Here is a 17606-nt window from a genome sequence, read left to right on the forward strand (position 1 = left end):
TCGCTGACGGCGAAACGGCGGCACCGCCGCCGTACGATCGCCGCTCCGGCCGCCTGTCCTTCCCCTTTTGCCGGACACGCTCTCCGAGCGGTCCGTTGCAGTCGGCGTCTCTCCGCGGTCTACCGCGCGTTCAGCGTCTCGACGATGGCGTCCAGTTCCTCGTGATGGGTCGCCTCGCGGGGCGCGGTCAGCGGCGAGACGCTCACCTCGCCGTCGACGACGGCGCGGCGGTCGGAGCCGACCTCGTAGCGGTCGCGGACGTCGTCGATGTCCGGGAAGGGGTTCTCGTAGCCGACGGTGTGGGGCCAGAACTTGTCCCGGAGGGCGACGTGGCGCTCGCCCTCGCCGACGGTGAGGTCGTCGGGCACACCGGCGTCGTGGTCGACGGTCACGTCGAAGTCGTCGTCCGGGTGCGTGACGCGGATGCGGGGGTCCTCGGCGTCGATGGGCGCGTTGACGTTCAGTACGTCGACGGCGTCGAAGACCCCCGCTTCGAGCGACCGGGAGACCAGTTCGCGGGCGACGGCGGCGGGGGCGTCGAAGTCGTAGTCCGCGGGCGGATGCGGGAAGAACTCGGCGTTGTGGTAGGCGGAGACGGCGACGGCCGGCGTGCCGAGGAAGGCCGCTTCCATCGCCGCGCTGACGGTGCCGGAGCGGCCGATGACGTACGCGCCCATGTTCGGGCCGTGGTTGCAGCCCGACACCACGAGGTCGAACTCGCGGTCGAGGCCGCGGAGGCCGTAGGCGACGCAGTCGGCGGACGTCCCGGCGACGGCGTAGCCGCGGTCGCGCTCCGCCAGCGTGGCGTGGGTCGAGCGCTTGCGCCCGACGCCGGACTGGTCGTCGGCGGGGGCGACCACCGTCACGTCGCCGACGGTCCCCAGCTCCCGGTGGAGCGCCGCCAGGCCGTCGCCGTCGATGCCGTCGTCGTTCGTGAGGAGGATGTCGGTCACGTCGTTCGGTGATACGAACCCGCTCCCGTAAGCCTGCCGAAGCGCTCCGCGGAGTCGCCGGCTTTTATCCGGTACCGGCGCGTGGGAACGCCCATGAGTGTCCGCGAGGTCGCCGTCGACGCCTACCGGGAGGCGTTGCCGGTCCTCGGGGCGAGCGCGGTCGGCGGGCTCTTCGCCGGCGCGGTTCTCAGCGGCATGCGCGCCGAACTGGAGGCGGTCGCCGGCCTGCTGGTGCTCGTCCCCGCGCTGCTGGCCACGCGGGGCAACGTCTACGGCGCGCTCGGCGCGAAACTCTCCTCGGCGCTCCACCAGGGGCTGGTCGATCCGGTGTTCGATTTCGACGACGAGCGCCTGGTGGCCGCCGTGACCGCCGCGATGGCCAACGGCGTCCTCGTCAGCGTGTTCGCGGCGGTCGTCGCGTACGCCGTCCTGGTCCTGCTCTCCCGGCCCGCCGCGTCGCTCGTCACGCTCGCCGCCGTGGCCTTCGTCGCGGGCCTGCTGTCGGGGATCGCGCTGACGGTCGTCGTCGTGTTCGCCGTGTTCGCCGGCTACCGGCGCGGCCTGAACCCCGACACGCTCGTCGGGCCAGTCGTGACGACGACCGGCGACGTGTTCGGCATGGCGACGCTACTGATAGCGGTCAGGATCGTGCTGGCGCTGGGAGGGGGCTGAATGGGCGGTTCTCGCGGCGGCACGTGGTCGGTTCGGGGCATCGCCCGGGCGATGCTTCCGCTGCTGGCCGTCCTCACGGTCGTCGAGGTCGGCAGCGGTCTCGTGCTCGACGCGTTCGAGGAGCAACTGCTGCGGTATCCCTCCCTGCTCGTGCTCGTCCCGGTCACTATCGGGACCGCCGGCAATCTGGGGAGCATCCTCGCGGCCCGCCTCTCGACGGCGTTTCACCTCGGGACGCTCTCCTTCGCCCCGGACGACGACCGCCTGCTCGGCAACGCCGCCGCCACGGTCGCGCTCGCGCTGACGGTCTTTCCCGTCGTCGGGGTCAGCGCGTGGCTGGTGACGCTCGCGACGACCGGCACGGAACTCTCTCCGGGCACCGTCGTGCTGGTCGCGACGATGTCGGGTGCCGCGCTGGCCGTCCTCGCGGTCGTCGTCACGCTGATCGCCACCTACGCCGCGTACCGCTTGCGGCTCGACCCGGACGACGTCGTCATCCCCGTCGTGACAAACACCTGTGACGTACTGGGTGTCCTCGTTCTGTTCGCAGTGGTCCGGATACTCATCTGAGGCGGAAGTGTCAAGTACACGTATCACCGCGGTGGGGGTATGCGACGACGCCGCTATCTTCACGCAGTCTCTACGACTACCGCCGCCCTCGCGCTCGCCGGCTGTACCGGCGCGGTGGGGGACGGCGGGGACGGGAACGCGGGCTCCGACGACGACACGACGACCACCGCCGACGGGAGCCGACAGGTCGACGCGGCCATCGCGGCGGCCGTCGGCGAACTCAACACGGCCGCGGGCGAACTCGACGCCGCGCAGGCCCGCTTCGCAGAGGACCAGTCCTTCGAGTTCGAGGGCGTCGCCGATCGGGTCGAGACGGCCCGCTCGGAGCTCGACGACGCCGAGCCGGACGCGTCCGAGGAGCAGCGGGCCGTCATCGAGGAGGTCCGCGAGTACGCCGCGGTCGTCGCCGCGATGAACGACGCCTTCCTGACGCTCGTCGGCGCCGAGGACCGCGTCGCCGAGGTGCGCTCCGCCGTCGAGAACGAGGAGTTCGACCGCGCGGGCGGCCTCGCCGACGACCTGGCGAGCGAGACGGGCGACGCCCGGTCGACCCTCGACGGCGCGAGCGACGCGGCAGCGGGGATGGACGCCGACGTCCTCGAGGCCCGGGAGTCCGTCGAGATCGCCCGGCTCCGCGACGGGTACGACCAGCTCTCTGCGCTCGCCGCGGGGTTCGACGCGCTCGCCGTCGCCTACGGCGACCTGATCGACGGCCGGGCCGCGCTGGGCGAGGGCCGCGCCGCCGCGGACGACCGCGATTACTCGGCCGCCGCGGAGGCGTTCGACCGCGCCGCGGGGCGCTTCGAGTCGGGAACGACCACCGCGGAGGACGCGCTGACCGAGGAGCCGCCGGAGCGAGTCGGGTCGGAACTCCGCGCGCTGTCGTGCCGGGGCGGCCACCTCGCGACCGCCGCCAGTCACTTCCACGCGAGCGCGGAGGCGGCGGCCGAAGGGGACCACGCCACCGCGCAGGAGGAGCGCGAGGCGGCGGAGGACGCGCTCGACGCGGTCGCGGAGTGCTGACGCGCTCGGCGCCGACGCGACCGACGGAACTTTGCTCGCTCCGCCGTCAGGGTGACCCGTGCAGTGGCTCGTCGACCTCCTGCTCGGCACCGTCCTCCCCCGCGTCGCCAAGATAACGCTGTTTATCGCGCTCGGTGTCGGCCTCGCGAACCTCGCCGTCGAGTTCGGCGCGGTCCGCTACATCGCCGGCCTGGCCGCGCCGCTGACCGACCCCGCGAACCTCCCGCGGGAAGTCGGCACCGCCATCCTCACGACGACCGCCTCGACGACGGCGGGCTACGGCATGCTCGCCGAGTTCCGCGAGTCCGGCACGCTGGACGACCGCGCGACGCTCGTCGCCATCACCATCAACACGTTCTTCGGCTTCGTCCAGCACATCTTCACCTTCTACGCGCCGGTGCTGATCCCCATCCTCGGCCTCGAAGTCGGCCTGCTGTACGTGGGCACCCGCGCGGCCATCGCGCTCGCCATCACCGCCGTCGGCGTCATCGCCGGCGCGCTCTTGCTCTCCGAGGAGAACGTCGACCCGGTCGCCACGCCCGACGACGTGGAGGGGCCGGACCCCGACGAGACCACGCTCGCGGAGAAGGTCCGCGCCGCGGCGGCGAGCACGGAGTCGAAGGTGGTCGACATCCTCCCGCGGCTGCTCGTCGTGTACGCGCTGGTGAGCGTCCTCACGGCCCGCGCCGACCTGACGGAACTCACCGCCGTCGCGGAGCCGCTGACCTCGCTGCTCGGGCTGCCGGGCGCGGCCGTCCCCGTCATCGCCGTCTTCGCGTTCGACACGACGAGCGGGGCCATCGCCATCGCGCCGCTGCTCGGCGACACGTTCACGCCGCGCCAGGCCGTCGCGACGATGCTGGTCGGCGGCATCGTCTCGTTCACCGTCTCGACGTTCAAGCGATCCATCCCGTTCCAGTACGGGATCTGGGGCCCCGAGTTCGGCTCGAAGGTGATAGCGGTGAACACGGGCCTGAAGGTGGCGTTCATCGCCGTCGCCCTCGCCGTCCTGCTTTCCCCGCTGTGAGCGCCTTCTCGCGGTTTCACCCTCGTTCTCTGGTCCAGACTCTCTACTGACAACTACTTAAAGCAGTCAATAGAGGGTTGTGAATCCAGCATCAGTGGTGCCACCATGCCGTACCATCATGTGGTTCACTCGGATTATCTATTTGAAGGAACCTACACTTTTCGATTTCATGTAAGGAAAAATAATTAATAAGTTAAATAACTATAGATAATAAATATAAATAGAAATATAATACTCGACAAGGTACTAAGGATTACGGCGTACAAGAGAGCATGAAGTCATGACTAATATCTCGGAGAGATCGTGGATTGAATCTATAGCTGGCTTTGTGTTAGCTGCCTTCGTTATCACTGGAGTCATATCTATAGCATTAGTTATGTATTTCAATAATAGTATACCTAATAGTTATATAAATTTGGGGCCACTTCTTCTGGTTCTTGTAACTCTCATAAACATAGGCCTGAGTGGGTTAGGCTATTTAGAAAGTAGAAAAGAAAGAAGGCTGAATAGAGAAACTCTTTCCGAATATAGGAAAGATGGAATAATCGAACTCTTAGCGAGATCTACTAAACGATATATGGAGGGCTTCTATTCGGATCGAAGGAAGATAAACGTTGAAACTTATGAATTCCCCCTTTATGGAGAGCTGGAGGGGGTACCGATCTCTCAATTTCTCTCCGAAGATATCATAAACGATATTGAAAAGCATTATCCTGATATCAGAGATGATTTTTCAGAATATATTGACGTCAGAAGGCGATACGTGAAGCAACGGAGAACTGCCAAAGAAAAAATAAAATCTTCTATCACTGACAAATTGCCTAATCACATCAGCGAAGAATTACACAATGAAGGAGCATCTGAAAGAAGCATAATACATAATTCAGAGGATCTTGCAGAAATAGTTTTAACAGGGACTCCTCCAGAAAGCTCAACAGGGTGGGTTGAATCGTCTCTTGACCAAACCCAAGAGCCATTACTTGAGTGGCGAAAATCGGAAGAATTGGTAGACTGTTTTCGATCTCTTGATTGTGTAGCAAAAGAACTCCTAACTATAAGCGATAAGATAGAAGAAGAAATAGAAGATGTTGAAGAGGAAGTGATGAGTACCTACAATATCACGCATGCGGAGATTAAGAGCCGTGAGGAGGAATTAGGATTAGATCAGACAGAAGTAGATGTCATAACTTTATAATAAATACGAGCCCAGGCAATTTCAGCAAGAAGGCACTCTTCACCGCCGTTGCACTTACCGTCCTCTCTCTATCCGCACTCGTACAATCTCTATGATATATTCTCTAAATCTTATCTTCAATTTCTCCGATCGCATTTTGTCTATTCACGGCAATAGTTCTCATACTATCTATGATTTCGGAATAGGCCTCATCGCTGCTTATATTCCCTTGGCGCGTTTCTTCTAACTGAAAATTGACTTCTTTTTGTGCCATCTTTGCACTTGAGTAGAATTGGGTGATCGCTGATGCTTCTTCTTCTGATAGGAGTCCTAATTCAACCGCATTTGCTTGATAAACAGTATCTTCTACAAAATTTATTCCTGGATAATCCAGCGGAGTAGCTTGTTCTACCCAGTTATCAATCACATCCATAGCCTCTAATTCTGATTTCAAGGAGGCCCGAAGCTTCTGCTTCTTACGACGCGTTTTATAGAATGAGATGAACCAATTTGATCCAAGCGAGAGTATTGCCCCGAGTACTACGAGTGAAAGGTCTCGAATGAATGCCATTGGGAAATCCATAACCCTACTTTTTGATTAGGTATCTTGATTGTACTGGAAGAGACGGAATGAGGCTTAGAAACACCCACAGAAAGAAAAGGAGAAGAAATATCCACCAGGTGAAATGACTTAGCAGAGACGGAAAAACACAGCTGGGAGTTCCTATGGAAAAGAAGTACGGAAGGATAAAGGTAGGGAACGAAAGTCTGGGAAGAACCCATTTGCAGACAGGATAGATTAAAAGACACGGGAATTCATAAAGAAGAGAACTTATCCCCCGTTCTTGAGACGATTTTGTCGGTTAATATCCTCAGGGAATCCTACCTTCCACGTGAAGGTGGTTTCAGCAGGTGTCAAATTCAAGCCAATATACGCTCCATTAATGAGGATCTCTTTCTGGATGGTGAGTGAACTATTCCCACTTCTCCTAAACCGATGAGGGTGCCGCACAACGATTTTCAGAGACGATCTCTTCTCTACTGTAGCTCACACCTGGGCGTTTGTCAATAGTCTCATCGTCTCGATGAGAGTTCCTCATTTGTTATAACATACCAAACGTATTTCGTCCACACTGTAGGATTCAGAAATGAGGCATGAACTACGATTTAAACAAGGAAAGGACGGAGACGGATAGACAAGGTAACGTCATCAGAATATTCTATGAAGGAGAACAGATATACCATGAATACTACCATTGCTTTAATTGTACCTGGACAGGGGAAATAGACCACTACAGTAGATTCTTGGAGAATTGTCCCCACTGTGCAGCTGGGAGACACCAAGGTGGGCTCCAAATAGAATATAGGTGGGATGGGATATACAAGGATGCTCGTGAGCAGGCACTAAGTAGAGATAATCCATAGCAGCACTTCTATTCTTGATCCGAGGATCAATTTCACGTGACCATTGCTTGCCACCCCCATCAAAATTAGCCATGAATTGGGTCCCCACCTTTGCTGGGCGGGGGTGGATAAGACCGCACGTCACTACACGAAATGACTGTAATATTTAATCTTCTAGTTATTAATCAATAGAGTATTAAATATCCCCATTACATGTCTTTGTAGTTGAGGTAATCAGGACAGTGGAGAGGTAGAACGATAAAAGGAGGATAGTTCCGTTATCCACTCAGTTGTCTATGGAGTTGTCTGAGCGCGCCACGGACATCGTCGCGGTCCATTCCCAGGTCTTCCGCTAATGATTGAAAATCATCACGAGTCTCTATACGGTCCTCAATGTCAGTGATTCCCTTATTACCTACATAGGCGATAGCCGCAACGATATGAGCGTCTTGGCCACCACCTTCTTGATTAGGACCGTAAGAGGTGAAGGCCCCTGAATTGATCGAGGTAACGAGATGCACCACTTGCTTCACTTCGATACCTGACAATCCAACCGTTGTGGCACATGCCTCTGCTCGACTCTTGAGGAATCGACGTTCACGATCGAGTTTCTGCACACCATTTTCCCGTCCCCGATGGGCATCTCGTCCATCGTTGTATTGGTCGAGTGAGTAGACATTGAAGTCCAGTTTGTCCCCATTGAATGTGGTCTCAGCCGCAGAATCTTCGTTGATTGTATCATGCTCGTTTTGGAGGGTTCCATTTCCACTCACGCTATTGTGGTCAAACTGCCGTCGCTCCGCCTCGATTTCAAATGACGTGTGCCAGAAGTTTCGCTGTTCGTGAATCAGACCACAGTCACTACAAAACAATTCCAAATCATTGCTCACAAGGGGACCGCCACACTCCTCACATTCCTTTCTCTGGTTGGTGGATTTCCTTTTATCGACATGGACCACTGCATCGAGTTCATAGGGAATCCATCGGTACGGGGTACTGCCGCTGATCGTCGGAGTCGGTACATCGGCTGTTGTCTCTTCGAAGTTGCTGGAATTGCTGACGGACATGTATTGGCGCTCGTTCCATCGAACAGCCCGTTCAGCCCATCCGTCCGCCTTCAGAATGAGACGCAAAGTAGTGTATTTGCGTCCCGATCCGTCGCAGGGGCAAAAAGGCCATTCAGAGCGACGGGGCGTGTGGGGCAGGGATGTTCGCACTAATAACTACGTTCTGAGAAATAATAAAATCACCGATAATAAAGGACTCTGTCATTCAAACTGTCAGCCTGTGCTCACCCATTTAGGCCTTCAGAGGTGTACAAAAGGGAGATTCCATTGAAGTATACTCCTAACACAGCGTAATATCTGCAGAACAATAAGAGGAGTCAGGGATTGAAATGGTAGGCAGAAACACTGTATCTTGAAGATGTAACCAGTCAAATACCTGTGCAGAGGAAATTTTTTCCTCTATAGCCTGGCCTATCTCCTGATACGGCCATGCCTTGCGCGCGTGCGACCTTTTACGATTGCACGTTAATATTGCTGTAGTACCACCCTGAACCTTCCTGCCCAATCCCGTGGAAAATCCTTCTGAGAGGAATTTCGGCATCACCATTTCGGAGAATAGGGTCGTCCCAATATTCGAGACCATTGACCACAAACTGAACACGAGGATTTTCGGTTAAGAGAAAGTTGACATGGTCGCGGAGAATTTCATGAATGTAATCGCACGCAGTAAGTGAGTCGTCTACACCTCGTAGGAAGTCATCGAAACCATAGACGGTGACATCATAGGGGAGACTCTCCATCCGCTCAACGTGACGGAGGAACTCCACAATGCTCATCTCGTCGTCAAATGTCCCGTGCCGCTCAATGGCATCCTCCGAATGTACATGAAAGCCGATGTCCAAACTCATTTACTCACCTCCAACTGGTGTCGCTTACAATATAAACGTCAGTATAGCTGGAGGTTCTATGTCCCATCGCTATGAGAAGTCATCCAGATCAAGTTGAGTGTCCGTTCGCTTCTCAACATACTCCGCGATATCTGTGTACTCATCGTCATTCTCAATTTCAGCCAAGCGTCGAAGTGCAGCAATTGAACCCTCGTCGACCCACTTTCCGAACTTCTGTGATAACTGGTCAGTCTCGTAGAGATAGCGCATGTAATGTGCCTTGTCTACCGCCAGAGCGTCCCGTTTCGATTCGACATCGTCGGCACGGTCCAACGGCCCACATACGTTCAGCTGGTCTCCCTCCTGCTCCAGTAGACCCTCGTGGACGAGTTCGGAGACGTCAACCCCTCGCTGGCGGAGATCCTTGTTGAGTGCGTTGTAGGATATGGAACTGCCACGCCCGAGCACGTAGGTGAGATAGACGGCACTGAGGGTGTCCATCTCGTCGCTCATTGTCTGGACCCGCTCTTCCATCAACTGCTCGTCGACGATATCGCGGATCGTCTCGACGGCGTCATTGACGGACATCTGCTCGCCTTCGTGGGTGACGTTCGGGAAGTGGCGCGAGTACACTTCAAGGCACTTGCCCATCGTCACCGCGAAGACATCTCCCTGCGTGAGCCGCGATCCGCTCTCTTCGAGACGGTTGATTTCCTCCTCAGCGCGGAAGTAAATCTCATCCTCCAGTGAGCGCCAGCTCACCTCTTCAGGTTCCTCTTCTCGTTTCCGACAGACAACAATCATGTCGTACTCGATGTTTGCCTTCTCGTGGATATGCGTGGAGCCGCGCATCTCCCCACGGATGGGATACAGGGACGTGACGTAGAACCCTGCATCAAGTACGGAACGGAGAACAGAACTCCACCCTTCCGTCTCCTTATGGTGGAAGGTGAAGGCCATGATACCGTCGTCGCGGAGCTTGTCGTGGGACTCCGCAAAGACGTTCGTCAGCACGTCGATGAAGTGATTTTCGTCGCGGAAGGTCTCAACGTTGTCCTCACTCTTCCGATCCACTACTGCTTCGCTGGCCTTCGGAGTGAGTTCGGCGTTGAAGTGCTCATACTCGTCTCCGAGTACCTGCTTGAGCCAGACGTAGTAGAAGTCCGCCACCTCGGCATACATCACGTTGTCGAAATATGGGGGGTCGGTGACGACCGCGTCCACACTATTCTCTTCGAGAGGTAGGTATTCCGATGTCCCACATCGGAGATGAACGTTGTAGGAGGCGTCGTCGATTCCTTCGACTGGCTCACCAATCTTTTCAGGGTCGTCTGTAACAAAGCCTTCCACCTTTCCAATACCGTCTCGCTGCTTCGTTTCGCCGTCTTCAACGTACTTCTCATATGGATTCAGGCAGAACTCTTTGCCTGCTCGCATTTTGTCAAACTCACCAGAGAAGGTCCCTCGTCCATATTCTGTACCCCAGATGTTGTTTTCGATAGGCGCGTGACGGGCCGTAATCGTATGGCGTTTGTAGATACCCTCCAGCTTGTTTGCAGAACGATTATACTCGCAAAGCATGTTGTTGAACTCTGTTGCGCTTGAGAAAGCCAGCAGCAGAAACTCCTTCACATTCTGATTCTCGATATCGTCAATCTCGTTTAGGAGCTTAGAGAGGCAGAGTAGTTGCCGTGAGTTGAACATCTGGTCATACCGCTCATATCCGTGGTTGCGGACGAAGTCAGAAGTACCGATGTACCGCTCAGTAGTCGGAATGGGAAGCTCGTCGCGTTTTTCTTCAAGTTCTGCTTCTGCTTCCTCGAACAGTTGGCGATCGAAATCCTTAGCAGATTTGTAACCTTTCTCGTCGGTCTCAGGACAGTAGTATTCGATAGCGTGGAGGGATTCGTCTGGTTTCCCAAACCGCTCTACACTCTCGATAATCGACATCTCAGGGTGCTCATCGCAGTGGGGACAGGTATAGTTCTTTCGTGAGACGTGTCCCGCGTCCTTAGGAACAAACGTATGGTCACATTCCGTATCCTCGCTATCTTCTCCATTGCACTCAGAGCACTCGGACGAACAGCGTGGACATTCTGTTTTTGTTCGATAATCGTCAGTCTGAAAAACGTGCCAACAGTCGGGACAAACGACGTTATAGTGGTCGTCTTTCGATGAACGCGCATTCGCAAGTCGGTAGTCTTTGAACAGAGGGACTTTCTCACCACAGTTCCGACAGGGAAGTTCCTTCACCCAGAAAGAGTACATTACGTCAGCGAGTGGCTTTCCTTCTTCCTGTGCCGCACTGCCTGTGTGTTCATTGCAGTGCGGGCACTCTGTCTTGTAGTAATCAAGAATCCCTTTCTCCTCATCTTCATGTTCCCTACCGACACTCTCGTAGATAGACTTGTAAGCAGCATCCAGTTTGTCGAGATCGACAGGTTCGACTTCTTTCTTGACAATAAACCACGCCACAGGGCTTAGCTCGCTTCCGATAGCGTTACACCCCATGCGGAGCGCCTCGACGATACTGGTCCCGCCACCCATGAACGGATCGAGGACCGTCTTCCCATCGAAGTCCACGTCTTCGAGGTAGTATTCCCAAAGTGCGTCGGGATTCTCCCAGTCTACCTCGGGAAGTCCGCTTTCGTCTTCGAGTGTGGACTGGCGGTCACTGTCGACGGACATCTCCTCGTCCGCGAGGGCGTAGAGGAGCATCGTGCGGAAGACTGATCCCAATCGCCGCGCCCACCACTTGTGCATGGTGTAGACGGGACGATAGTAGCGTTTGGCGTGAGCTTCCTTCTCCGCGATCTCATTCACCTGGTCGATGGGAAACGAAATCTCGATAGGTCGACGGCGGGGTTTCTGATCTTGTTCCTGACTCATGTCTACAACCTCACCTCGATACGCGGCGTGATGCACTCCAGCAGACTGAGACCACCGTGCTGGAAGGTACTATACTTGCCTCGTGCGGGCCACGTGTATTTACCGATAGGCATGTAGTAGCCGTCCGCCTCAACGACGAGACCCTCATCGACAAGATGACTCGCGTTGACGTCACCGACGCTCTCGAAGCGCCCGCTGAAAGTCTCCTGTAGGGCCGACTTCTGTCTGTCGCTGATCTGGAAGGTGTGACCAGCGTCGAGTCGCGCATACCCATGGTCCGACCCGATCACTACACGGTCGGTATCGAGTTGATCGAGAACTGCCCGTAGTGCCGTCTCGGTCTTCTCGTACATCTCCTTGATGGAGGAGAGCTTCGTCTTCCCCTCCTGAATATTTTCGAGCAGGGCATCGGGATAGCGACACCAGATGATTTCCTCGTCACCGTCGAGTGATGGCTCCTGGCTCTTGACGCTCGCCGTCTTGTGCTCTTTCTTGAGGTCGGAGTAGCCGACGCGGTCACGGTAGAACTTCGTCTCTGACGGTACCGAGGAGAACGAGTATCCTGTCTCAGGTTCGTGCCCTCGCTCTTCGAGCATGTCGACAAACATTGCTGCCTCGCGGACACTCATGGCGTCCATCACCACGAACGTGCCACCGTCAGGGACGTCAAGAGACGCTTCGTTGACGCACTTGTCGGGAAGCACGTCGTCGAAGAACTCCCGATAGACATCCAGCAGCAACCGCTCATAGCTCACTGCGTCGGTCTCTTTGTCGTAGTGGTCGCTGACGTCATCACCAGCGGGATACCAGATCTCCCAAAGGGCGTTCCAGACTGGCGAGACGGGATCGTCGTTCTCGATCAACTGAGCGAGATCCTCAGTTTTCAGTCTCACGCTCGACCACCACCGTTGCGTCAATGTGATTGCCGCTTGGGAGCTGTTCAAGGAACTCGATCAGTTCGTCTTTCGAAAGTTCGTCAACATCGTAATTCAGGTCGACACTGAGCGTCGTGTCACTATCGCTGTTTATCCGTGCTTCGGCTTGGCTCCTGAGTACGCGGGCACTGTTGCCTTCCAACTCAATGGCTTCCTTCGTCGTAGAGACGGGCGAGGAACCGCCTCCCCCGCTGCTGCCGACATCGCTACCACCTCCTGTCGTGATTGGTTTGTTAGGACCATCGCCGCCGTCTCCGCCGCTATCACCGACGTCGTCGCCACCATCACTGCCACCTGTCGGTTCTGGTGGTTCCTCTTCCTCGAAAATCGAGTCGTCGAGATTGTCGGGGTGATGAATTGTCAGATCGTCGTCGAGATTGGGGCGACGGTCGTCTTTATGCGGGACGTAGAAGTTCGCTCGGTCGCCTTCGAGTACGATATTCTCGTCGCGGTACAACTGGCTGACCGCAGAGTAGAACACCTCGTCGGAGAGGAGTACGGGCATTCGACGGAACTGCCTGAAGTCATTGAGCATCGACGCGATAGCGATACCGTTCTCGGCGTCCGCAACCTCCTCTCGGATCTTCTCACTGACGTAGGTCTTGTCCCGACCGACTTTGTCCTTCACGTCGTCGACGTCCGCCGCCACGTCGATTCGCCGCATCCGCACGCCGTCGCCGTTCGGGTCTTCACTCCACTTGACCCACTTCCCGAAGCGGTCTTCGAGTTCATTCCGCAATTCCCGACGTTCGTCGCGGATGATCGATGCGAGTTCCCCACCGTCATCGACGTTCCCACGGAGGTTTTCAGCCCCGAGTACGCGGGCGGCCTTGCTGATGATCTCCTCGTCGTCGCGGATCTCCTTCTTTGGCGTGACGAACAGTACCGTGTTCTGGTAAGTGCGTCCCTCGAAGAAGTCGTTAAGCTTCGTTCGGAGTGTCCCGTTCGAGAGATAGTCGAGTATTACGACCGTGGTCAGTTCCTTGGTGTCGGGGACATCTTCGTCGGGATACACGTAGACGTTGTCTCCCCATACCTCGTTTCGAACAACGTCGACGAGCGTATCCTCAATGCTATCACGATCGTCTTTGAGTGCACGCTCCTGTTCCCGAGTAACGAGTGCGGTGAGCTTCGGATCTTCCGTCAGGTAATAGTTCTCTTTCTGTGAGTCGCGGTCGAGATAGTGAGCAACCCCGTAGAGACTCTCAAGCGACATGTGGAGTTTGTCGATGGTCGCCTTATTGGGCTTGAACGTCCCGAGTAAGCACTCGGTCACAGACGCCCGCTGTTCCCGTTCCTCGATGGTGTAGAGGAAAATTGTCCGTAGAAGGTCGTCCCCGAAGTCAATGTCCTCGACGGCGTCCTTGTCGGAGACATAGCGGTTGAATAATGTTTGGTTGATGCCACGGAAGGCACTCGGTTCAATGTCGCACGTGACGATGAGATCGGTCTCTTCGTACTTACGGCGGACTGTGTCAGCAAGAACGTTCATCGCACCACGAACGCTCTGGCGCTCTCGTCCAGCTTCATAGATATCGTCAAGAAGATCGAGAAGTTCTGGATGGAAGGGATATGTCTCGACCATCCGATTCTCGTATCGCTTTGGTTCGTCGATATTGACAGGGTAACTATAGTGGTCAATGTACTTGCTGACAACATTTCGCACTTCTCGCTTATCGACATTATCCTGCCGAGTCTCGAATAGCCGATGGAGGATGATTTTCTCACGGTCCCCCGTATCGTTCATATCCACTGAATATGGGTTGGTTCGATCGAGAATGCGCTTGATGTCTTGGCTCTTGTCTAATAGCGTGACGAAAGCGAAGAGATCCTCTTGAGGATCATTAGCCACTTCGAAGAGGTTCTGGAGGAAGAACTCGTTACGTTCGAGTAGATCTTCGTTCTCATTCTCGTCGAAAGACTCCCACCACGTTTCTATCTCGTCAAAAAAGATAGCGATGGGATCTTCAGCAGTAAGTTTTTCAATATGCTCTGTTGTGGGATACCGCTTGATATCGTTGAGTAAGTCTTCCCGACCCAGGTTCCTGAATATCGGCTCCCAGATAAGATCGGCGTCAGTTTCGCTGGTGGAAAGAATAGATGCCTTCGCACGATCAGGTAGGTTGAGAGAGATATCCCACTCGTCTATCCACTCCTGTGCAGCTGTGGGATTGTTGAACATATGATACAAAACGAGCAACCCGTGGGACTTCCCAGCGCCGTAGGGGCCAGATAGGGTGATACCCCCTTGACTATCCCGTCCACACAATTTGTTATCAACGTGATCAAAGGCCGTCTGGAGGGCATTCGAAGGATAGGTCATAGAGAGAAGTCGGTCAACATCATTCTCCAGGCGATCCTCCGCCTCACCGACTTTGTGTGCCTGTAAGACGCCTTGGAACTGCCCCTCCACCACCTCATCACGAGGGGCAAGGAAATCAGCGATACTCATTATCGCCTTCTACTGTATGGTACTCCCTCTTTGATGTTTCCCATCAAGGAAGTATCAGGCACCTATCTATCTCACTATCTCTGTACCACCTGTATCAGATTCATCCTACCCCCTCTTTCTCTATTCTTCAGTTCCGTTATTCCTTTCTACCTATATTCCCCATCTCACTATTTCCTCCATCTATCTTCTAAGTTCTATGTTCATTCTGTGTTGCTTCCCCCCTGCCTCCCTTCTCACTTTGAAAGACACATAATGGGGGCTTATAAAAGGAGTTCTAACTTAGCAATCAGGACAGTACGTCTCAAAATCATCCTTGGTAAGTGGATTACCACATTCCTCACACAAACCAGACCGCTTCGGGGGGATTGATGTTTCCGTTACTCGGGTTTTCACTTTCACTCTGGATTGGTGACATTTATACATCTGTCTGCTTTCTTTAGAAACATGTCCGTGAAAAATCTCATACAAGAGTTCATGGAACTACCAGTCTCACTTCAGTTGACAATTGGTGCCCTCGGCCTAGCCGCAGTCCAGCAATCCAGACAGGGACATATTGGACGAGTAGGGATTGCTAGTGCTGGAGCAATAGTTATTGGAGCTGCGTATCCAATTTGGGGACAGCTCCCTGAGATGTGGAGAATGTATTCAATTGTTGCTGTTCCATTTACAGCCATCGCAGCCCTATCGTATCTTAGCAGAACTTCTCTACCTACTGAATTCTACAAGCTCGCTCTACTGCTATACGGTGCAATTCCTGTAATATTGGCGCTTGTGTACGGTTTCCCCCTGTAATATAGAGAGTTTGTAAGCCGCTGAGCACTGTTCTGAGGTGAATTTATCATAGAGGATTATAACTACTTGGTCATCTCTCAAACCGACTGTGAGTAATATTAGATGGGATAGAGATACGTGTGGGTTATCCACTGCGTTGTTCTACTCTCCACGCTCCTGACGCATCTGTTGCACAGGTTACTTGCGGCGATATTCTCCGCTTGAGCGAACGAGTCTGCACGGAAACCCGTTCGGTCAGTAATTACTTGTACTGTGTTCAGTATAATGGGATAATAATTAACACGGTTTGGGTTGTTCATGGTGAGATATGAGTACAAATCCCGTACATGATCCAGATACTGGAGAGATTAATTATCTTACCGATGTGTGGGATGAAATGCAGGATATTCCTCCTGAATATACTCTAATCCCAGTGCCGAAAAAGTCGAATGTAGATCCAGGAGACCCATACGAAATTGACATCTATATCGTTGGACATGGTCACTTTTCTAACTCAAAACTCCAAGTTCATTATCCATTTCCAGACTTGATTACAGAAAATGAGGAAAAAGGAGAATTGGGCCACAGTATACAAACGATCGAGGCTTCTGCATATCACACGCTACAAAGTAGAAATACTCCCCCCGAGAATCATGATATAGGAGCCTGGGGAGCAACGGCTATCTTTGAACCCGAGATGATTTCACCATTACGAACTACGGATTATTCATACCCTCAACTTTCAAGTGAGGTCACCTTTGCTGGATGCCCGTTTCTTCAACTTAAATTATATACTTCAGAAGACGCGGATGCAGGAGACTATCCAATTCACTATACGTTCACGTATGGTGATAATGAAAACGTTTTACAGGATCACAAGAAAACTATGCTTCACATTAATAATGCCCGTGAACGTCGGGAGCCTTGGGTAAGCAGAGCAGGAATAATTATTGTACTAGTTGCCACTCTCAGTCTCCTTATTCAGGCATGGAATACAATTGGTTTTTAAGTGTATCTATACTGATTCTGATCCTCATTCCCCGACCCCATCAAGATTAGAAAGTGGGCGAGCCCCATACGTAGGCAGGCCAGGGGTGGATTTGCCCCCACGACGTGAATGGAACATATCGAAGGGTAATCTAGTAGTATATGGATAATGAACATTCTCTCTATGCTGATTGACCTACTCCCGATGTCAATAGCGATCCTCCTCCCCGAACTATCCCTACTCCTTATCGGGTATGTGGTCGAGAAACACTACGTGAGTCGAGTAACGTGTTTTACGAACGTGCTGGCTCTCAACGTCCATTTCCTGACTATCGGTGAGTCGGGATTCTGGCTTGGGCTATATGCAGACCTTGGGTTACTCCTCGGGATATGGGGGTTCATCCACTACTTCTATCAAGAAAGTCTCAGTAAGGACTACTACCAGATATCACATGTTGGATACTCCTCGCTCGTAGTAGGAGCCATTATTTTGTACCCACATATCGAGTGGGTTTTCTCTGCTATTCTTGGGGATGGCTCCCTCCCCGCCACTGGAGTAGTCATTTTAGCCGTGCTCCTCAATCTCGCACTGCTGGACGATGAGGACAAACTCCACTACCGTCTTTCGCGTGATATTCGGGTCAACGAGTTTATCGTGAAGAGCCCTGAAATCGGATTCAGCTTTGGTGGCGCCTCCTTAACACGACGACTAGACTACTGGTTTGACGTGAAATAGAGCCTCAACCTACGAAGCCGCCGCACCTCCACCTCCCGCTACCATTGTGATCATCGCACCTACTAGCGTGAAAAGTAGGTCACTTTCGCACTGGGCTAAATTTCCGATGTCACTGTTCA

General features: G+C 54.4%; 15 protein-coding genes. 8 read left to right on the forward strand and 7 right to left on the reverse strand.

What is annotated here, in order from left to right; translation table 11 throughout:
* Nucleotides 1-119: 119 nt before the first annotated feature.
* Nucleotides 120-953, reverse strand: a complete 834-nt coding sequence (surE, locus tag D8670_RS03290; RefSeq protein ID WP_121816675.1) for a 5'/3'-nucleotidase SurE — start codon at nt 951-953, stop codon at nt 120-122.
* Between the two features lie 93 nt (nt 954-1046).
* Here surE and D8670_RS03295 point away from each other — a divergent pair, with 93 nt between their 5' ends.
* The 5 genes from D8670_RS03295 to D8670_RS20590 all read left to right on the forward strand — a co-directional run bounded on the left by D8670_RS03295 (nt 1047) and on the right by D8670_RS20590 (nt 5440).
* Nucleotides 1047-1625 (forward strand): magnesium transporter, encoded by a 579-nt coding sequence (locus D8670_RS03295; RefSeq protein ID WP_121816676.1) that lies wholly within the window; start codon nt 1047-1049, stop codon nt 1623-1625.
* Nucleotides 1626-2195, forward strand: coding sequence for a magnesium transporter (locus D8670_RS03300; protein ID WP_121816677.1), 570 nt, complete (start codon nt 1626-1628; stop codon nt 2193-2195).
* A 39-nt stretch (nt 2196-2234) separates the two neighbouring features.
* Nucleotides 2235-3218 carry a hypothetical protein gene (locus D8670_RS03305; protein ID WP_121816678.1) on the forward strand — a complete coding sequence of 328 codons (984 nt, stop codon included), beginning with the start codon at nt 2235-2237 and terminating at the stop codon, nt 3216-3218.
* A gap of 58 nt (nt 3219-3276) precedes the next feature.
* Nucleotides 3277-4245, forward strand: a complete 969-nt coding sequence (locus D8670_RS03310) for a nucleoside recognition protein (protein ID WP_121816679.1) — start codon at nt 3277-3279, stop codon at nt 4243-4245.
* A gap of 280 nt (nt 4246-4525) precedes the next feature.
* Nucleotides 4526-5440: a hypothetical protein gene (locus tag D8670_RS20590; protein ID WP_162994136.1), complete on the forward strand. Its 915-nt coding sequence runs from the start codon at nt 4526-4528 to the stop codon at nt 5438-5440.
* Nucleotides 5441-5543: 103 nt separating this feature from the next.
* Here D8670_RS20590 and D8670_RS20595 read toward each other — a convergent pair whose 3' ends face one another.
* From D8670_RS20595 to D8670_RS03330, 6 genes are all read right to left on the reverse strand, one after another.
* Complete coding sequence (locus D8670_RS20595) at nt 5544-5990, reverse strand: hypothetical protein (protein WP_162994137.1); 447 nt, start codon at nt 5988-5990, stop codon at nt 5544-5546.
* Between the two features lie 1111 nt (nt 5991-7101).
* The gene (locus D8670_RS20600) at nt 7102-7890 is read right to left on the reverse strand and encodes a hypothetical protein (protein WP_162994138.1); all 789 of its coding nucleotides are present in this window, start codon (nt 7888-7890) and stop codon (nt 7102-7104) included.
* A gap of 452 nt (nt 7891-8342) precedes the next feature.
* A complete protein-coding gene (locus D8670_RS03315) occupies nt 8343-8738 on the reverse strand; it encodes a DUF8076 family protein (protein WP_121816680.1) in 396 nt (131 codons plus the stop codon).
* Nucleotides 8739-8807: 69 nt separating this feature from the next.
* A complete protein-coding gene (locus D8670_RS03320; protein WP_121816681.1) occupies nt 8808-11606 on the reverse strand; it encodes a DUF1156 domain-containing protein in 2799 nt (932 codons plus the stop codon).
* A 2-nt stretch (nt 11607-11608) separates the two neighbouring features.
* Nucleotides 11609-12499: an alkaline phosphatase gene (locus tag D8670_RS03325; protein ID WP_121816682.1), complete on the reverse strand. Its 891-nt coding sequence runs from the start codon at nt 12497-12499 to the stop codon at nt 11609-11611.
* Entirely contained in the window at nt 12483-14993 is a 2511-nt protein-coding gene (locus D8670_RS03330) for a DUF499 domain-containing protein (protein WP_121816683.1), read from the reverse strand. Before D8670_RS03330 ends, D8670_RS03325 begins: the two co-directional genes overlap by 17 nt.
* A gap of 444 nt (nt 14994-15437) precedes the next feature.
* On the opposite strand from D8670_RS03330, the gene D8670_RS20605 reads away from it, so the two are divergent.
* The 3 genes from D8670_RS20605 to D8670_RS03335 all read left to right on the forward strand — a co-directional run bounded on the left by D8670_RS20605 (nt 15438) and on the right by D8670_RS03335 (nt 17487).
* Nucleotides 15438-15785 (forward strand): hypothetical protein, encoded by a 348-nt coding sequence (locus tag D8670_RS20605; protein WP_162994139.1) that lies wholly within the window; start codon nt 15438-15440, stop codon nt 15783-15785.
* A gap of 307 nt (nt 15786-16092) precedes the next feature.
* Complete coding sequence (locus D8670_RS20610; RefSeq protein WP_162994140.1) at nt 16093-16773, forward strand: DUF8164 family protein; 681 nt, start codon at nt 16093-16095, stop codon at nt 16771-16773.
* Between the two features lie 183 nt (nt 16774-16956).
* A complete protein-coding gene (locus D8670_RS03335; RefSeq protein ID WP_162994141.1) occupies nt 16957-17487 on the forward strand; it encodes a hypothetical protein in 531 nt (176 codons plus the stop codon).
* Nucleotides 17488-17606: the final 119 nt, after the last annotated feature.

It is taken from the genome of Halostella limicola, from assembly GCF_003675875.1.
GTDB classification, from domain to species: Archaea; Halobacteriota; Halobacteria; order Halobacteriales; family Natronoarchaeaceae; genus Halostella; species Halostella limicola.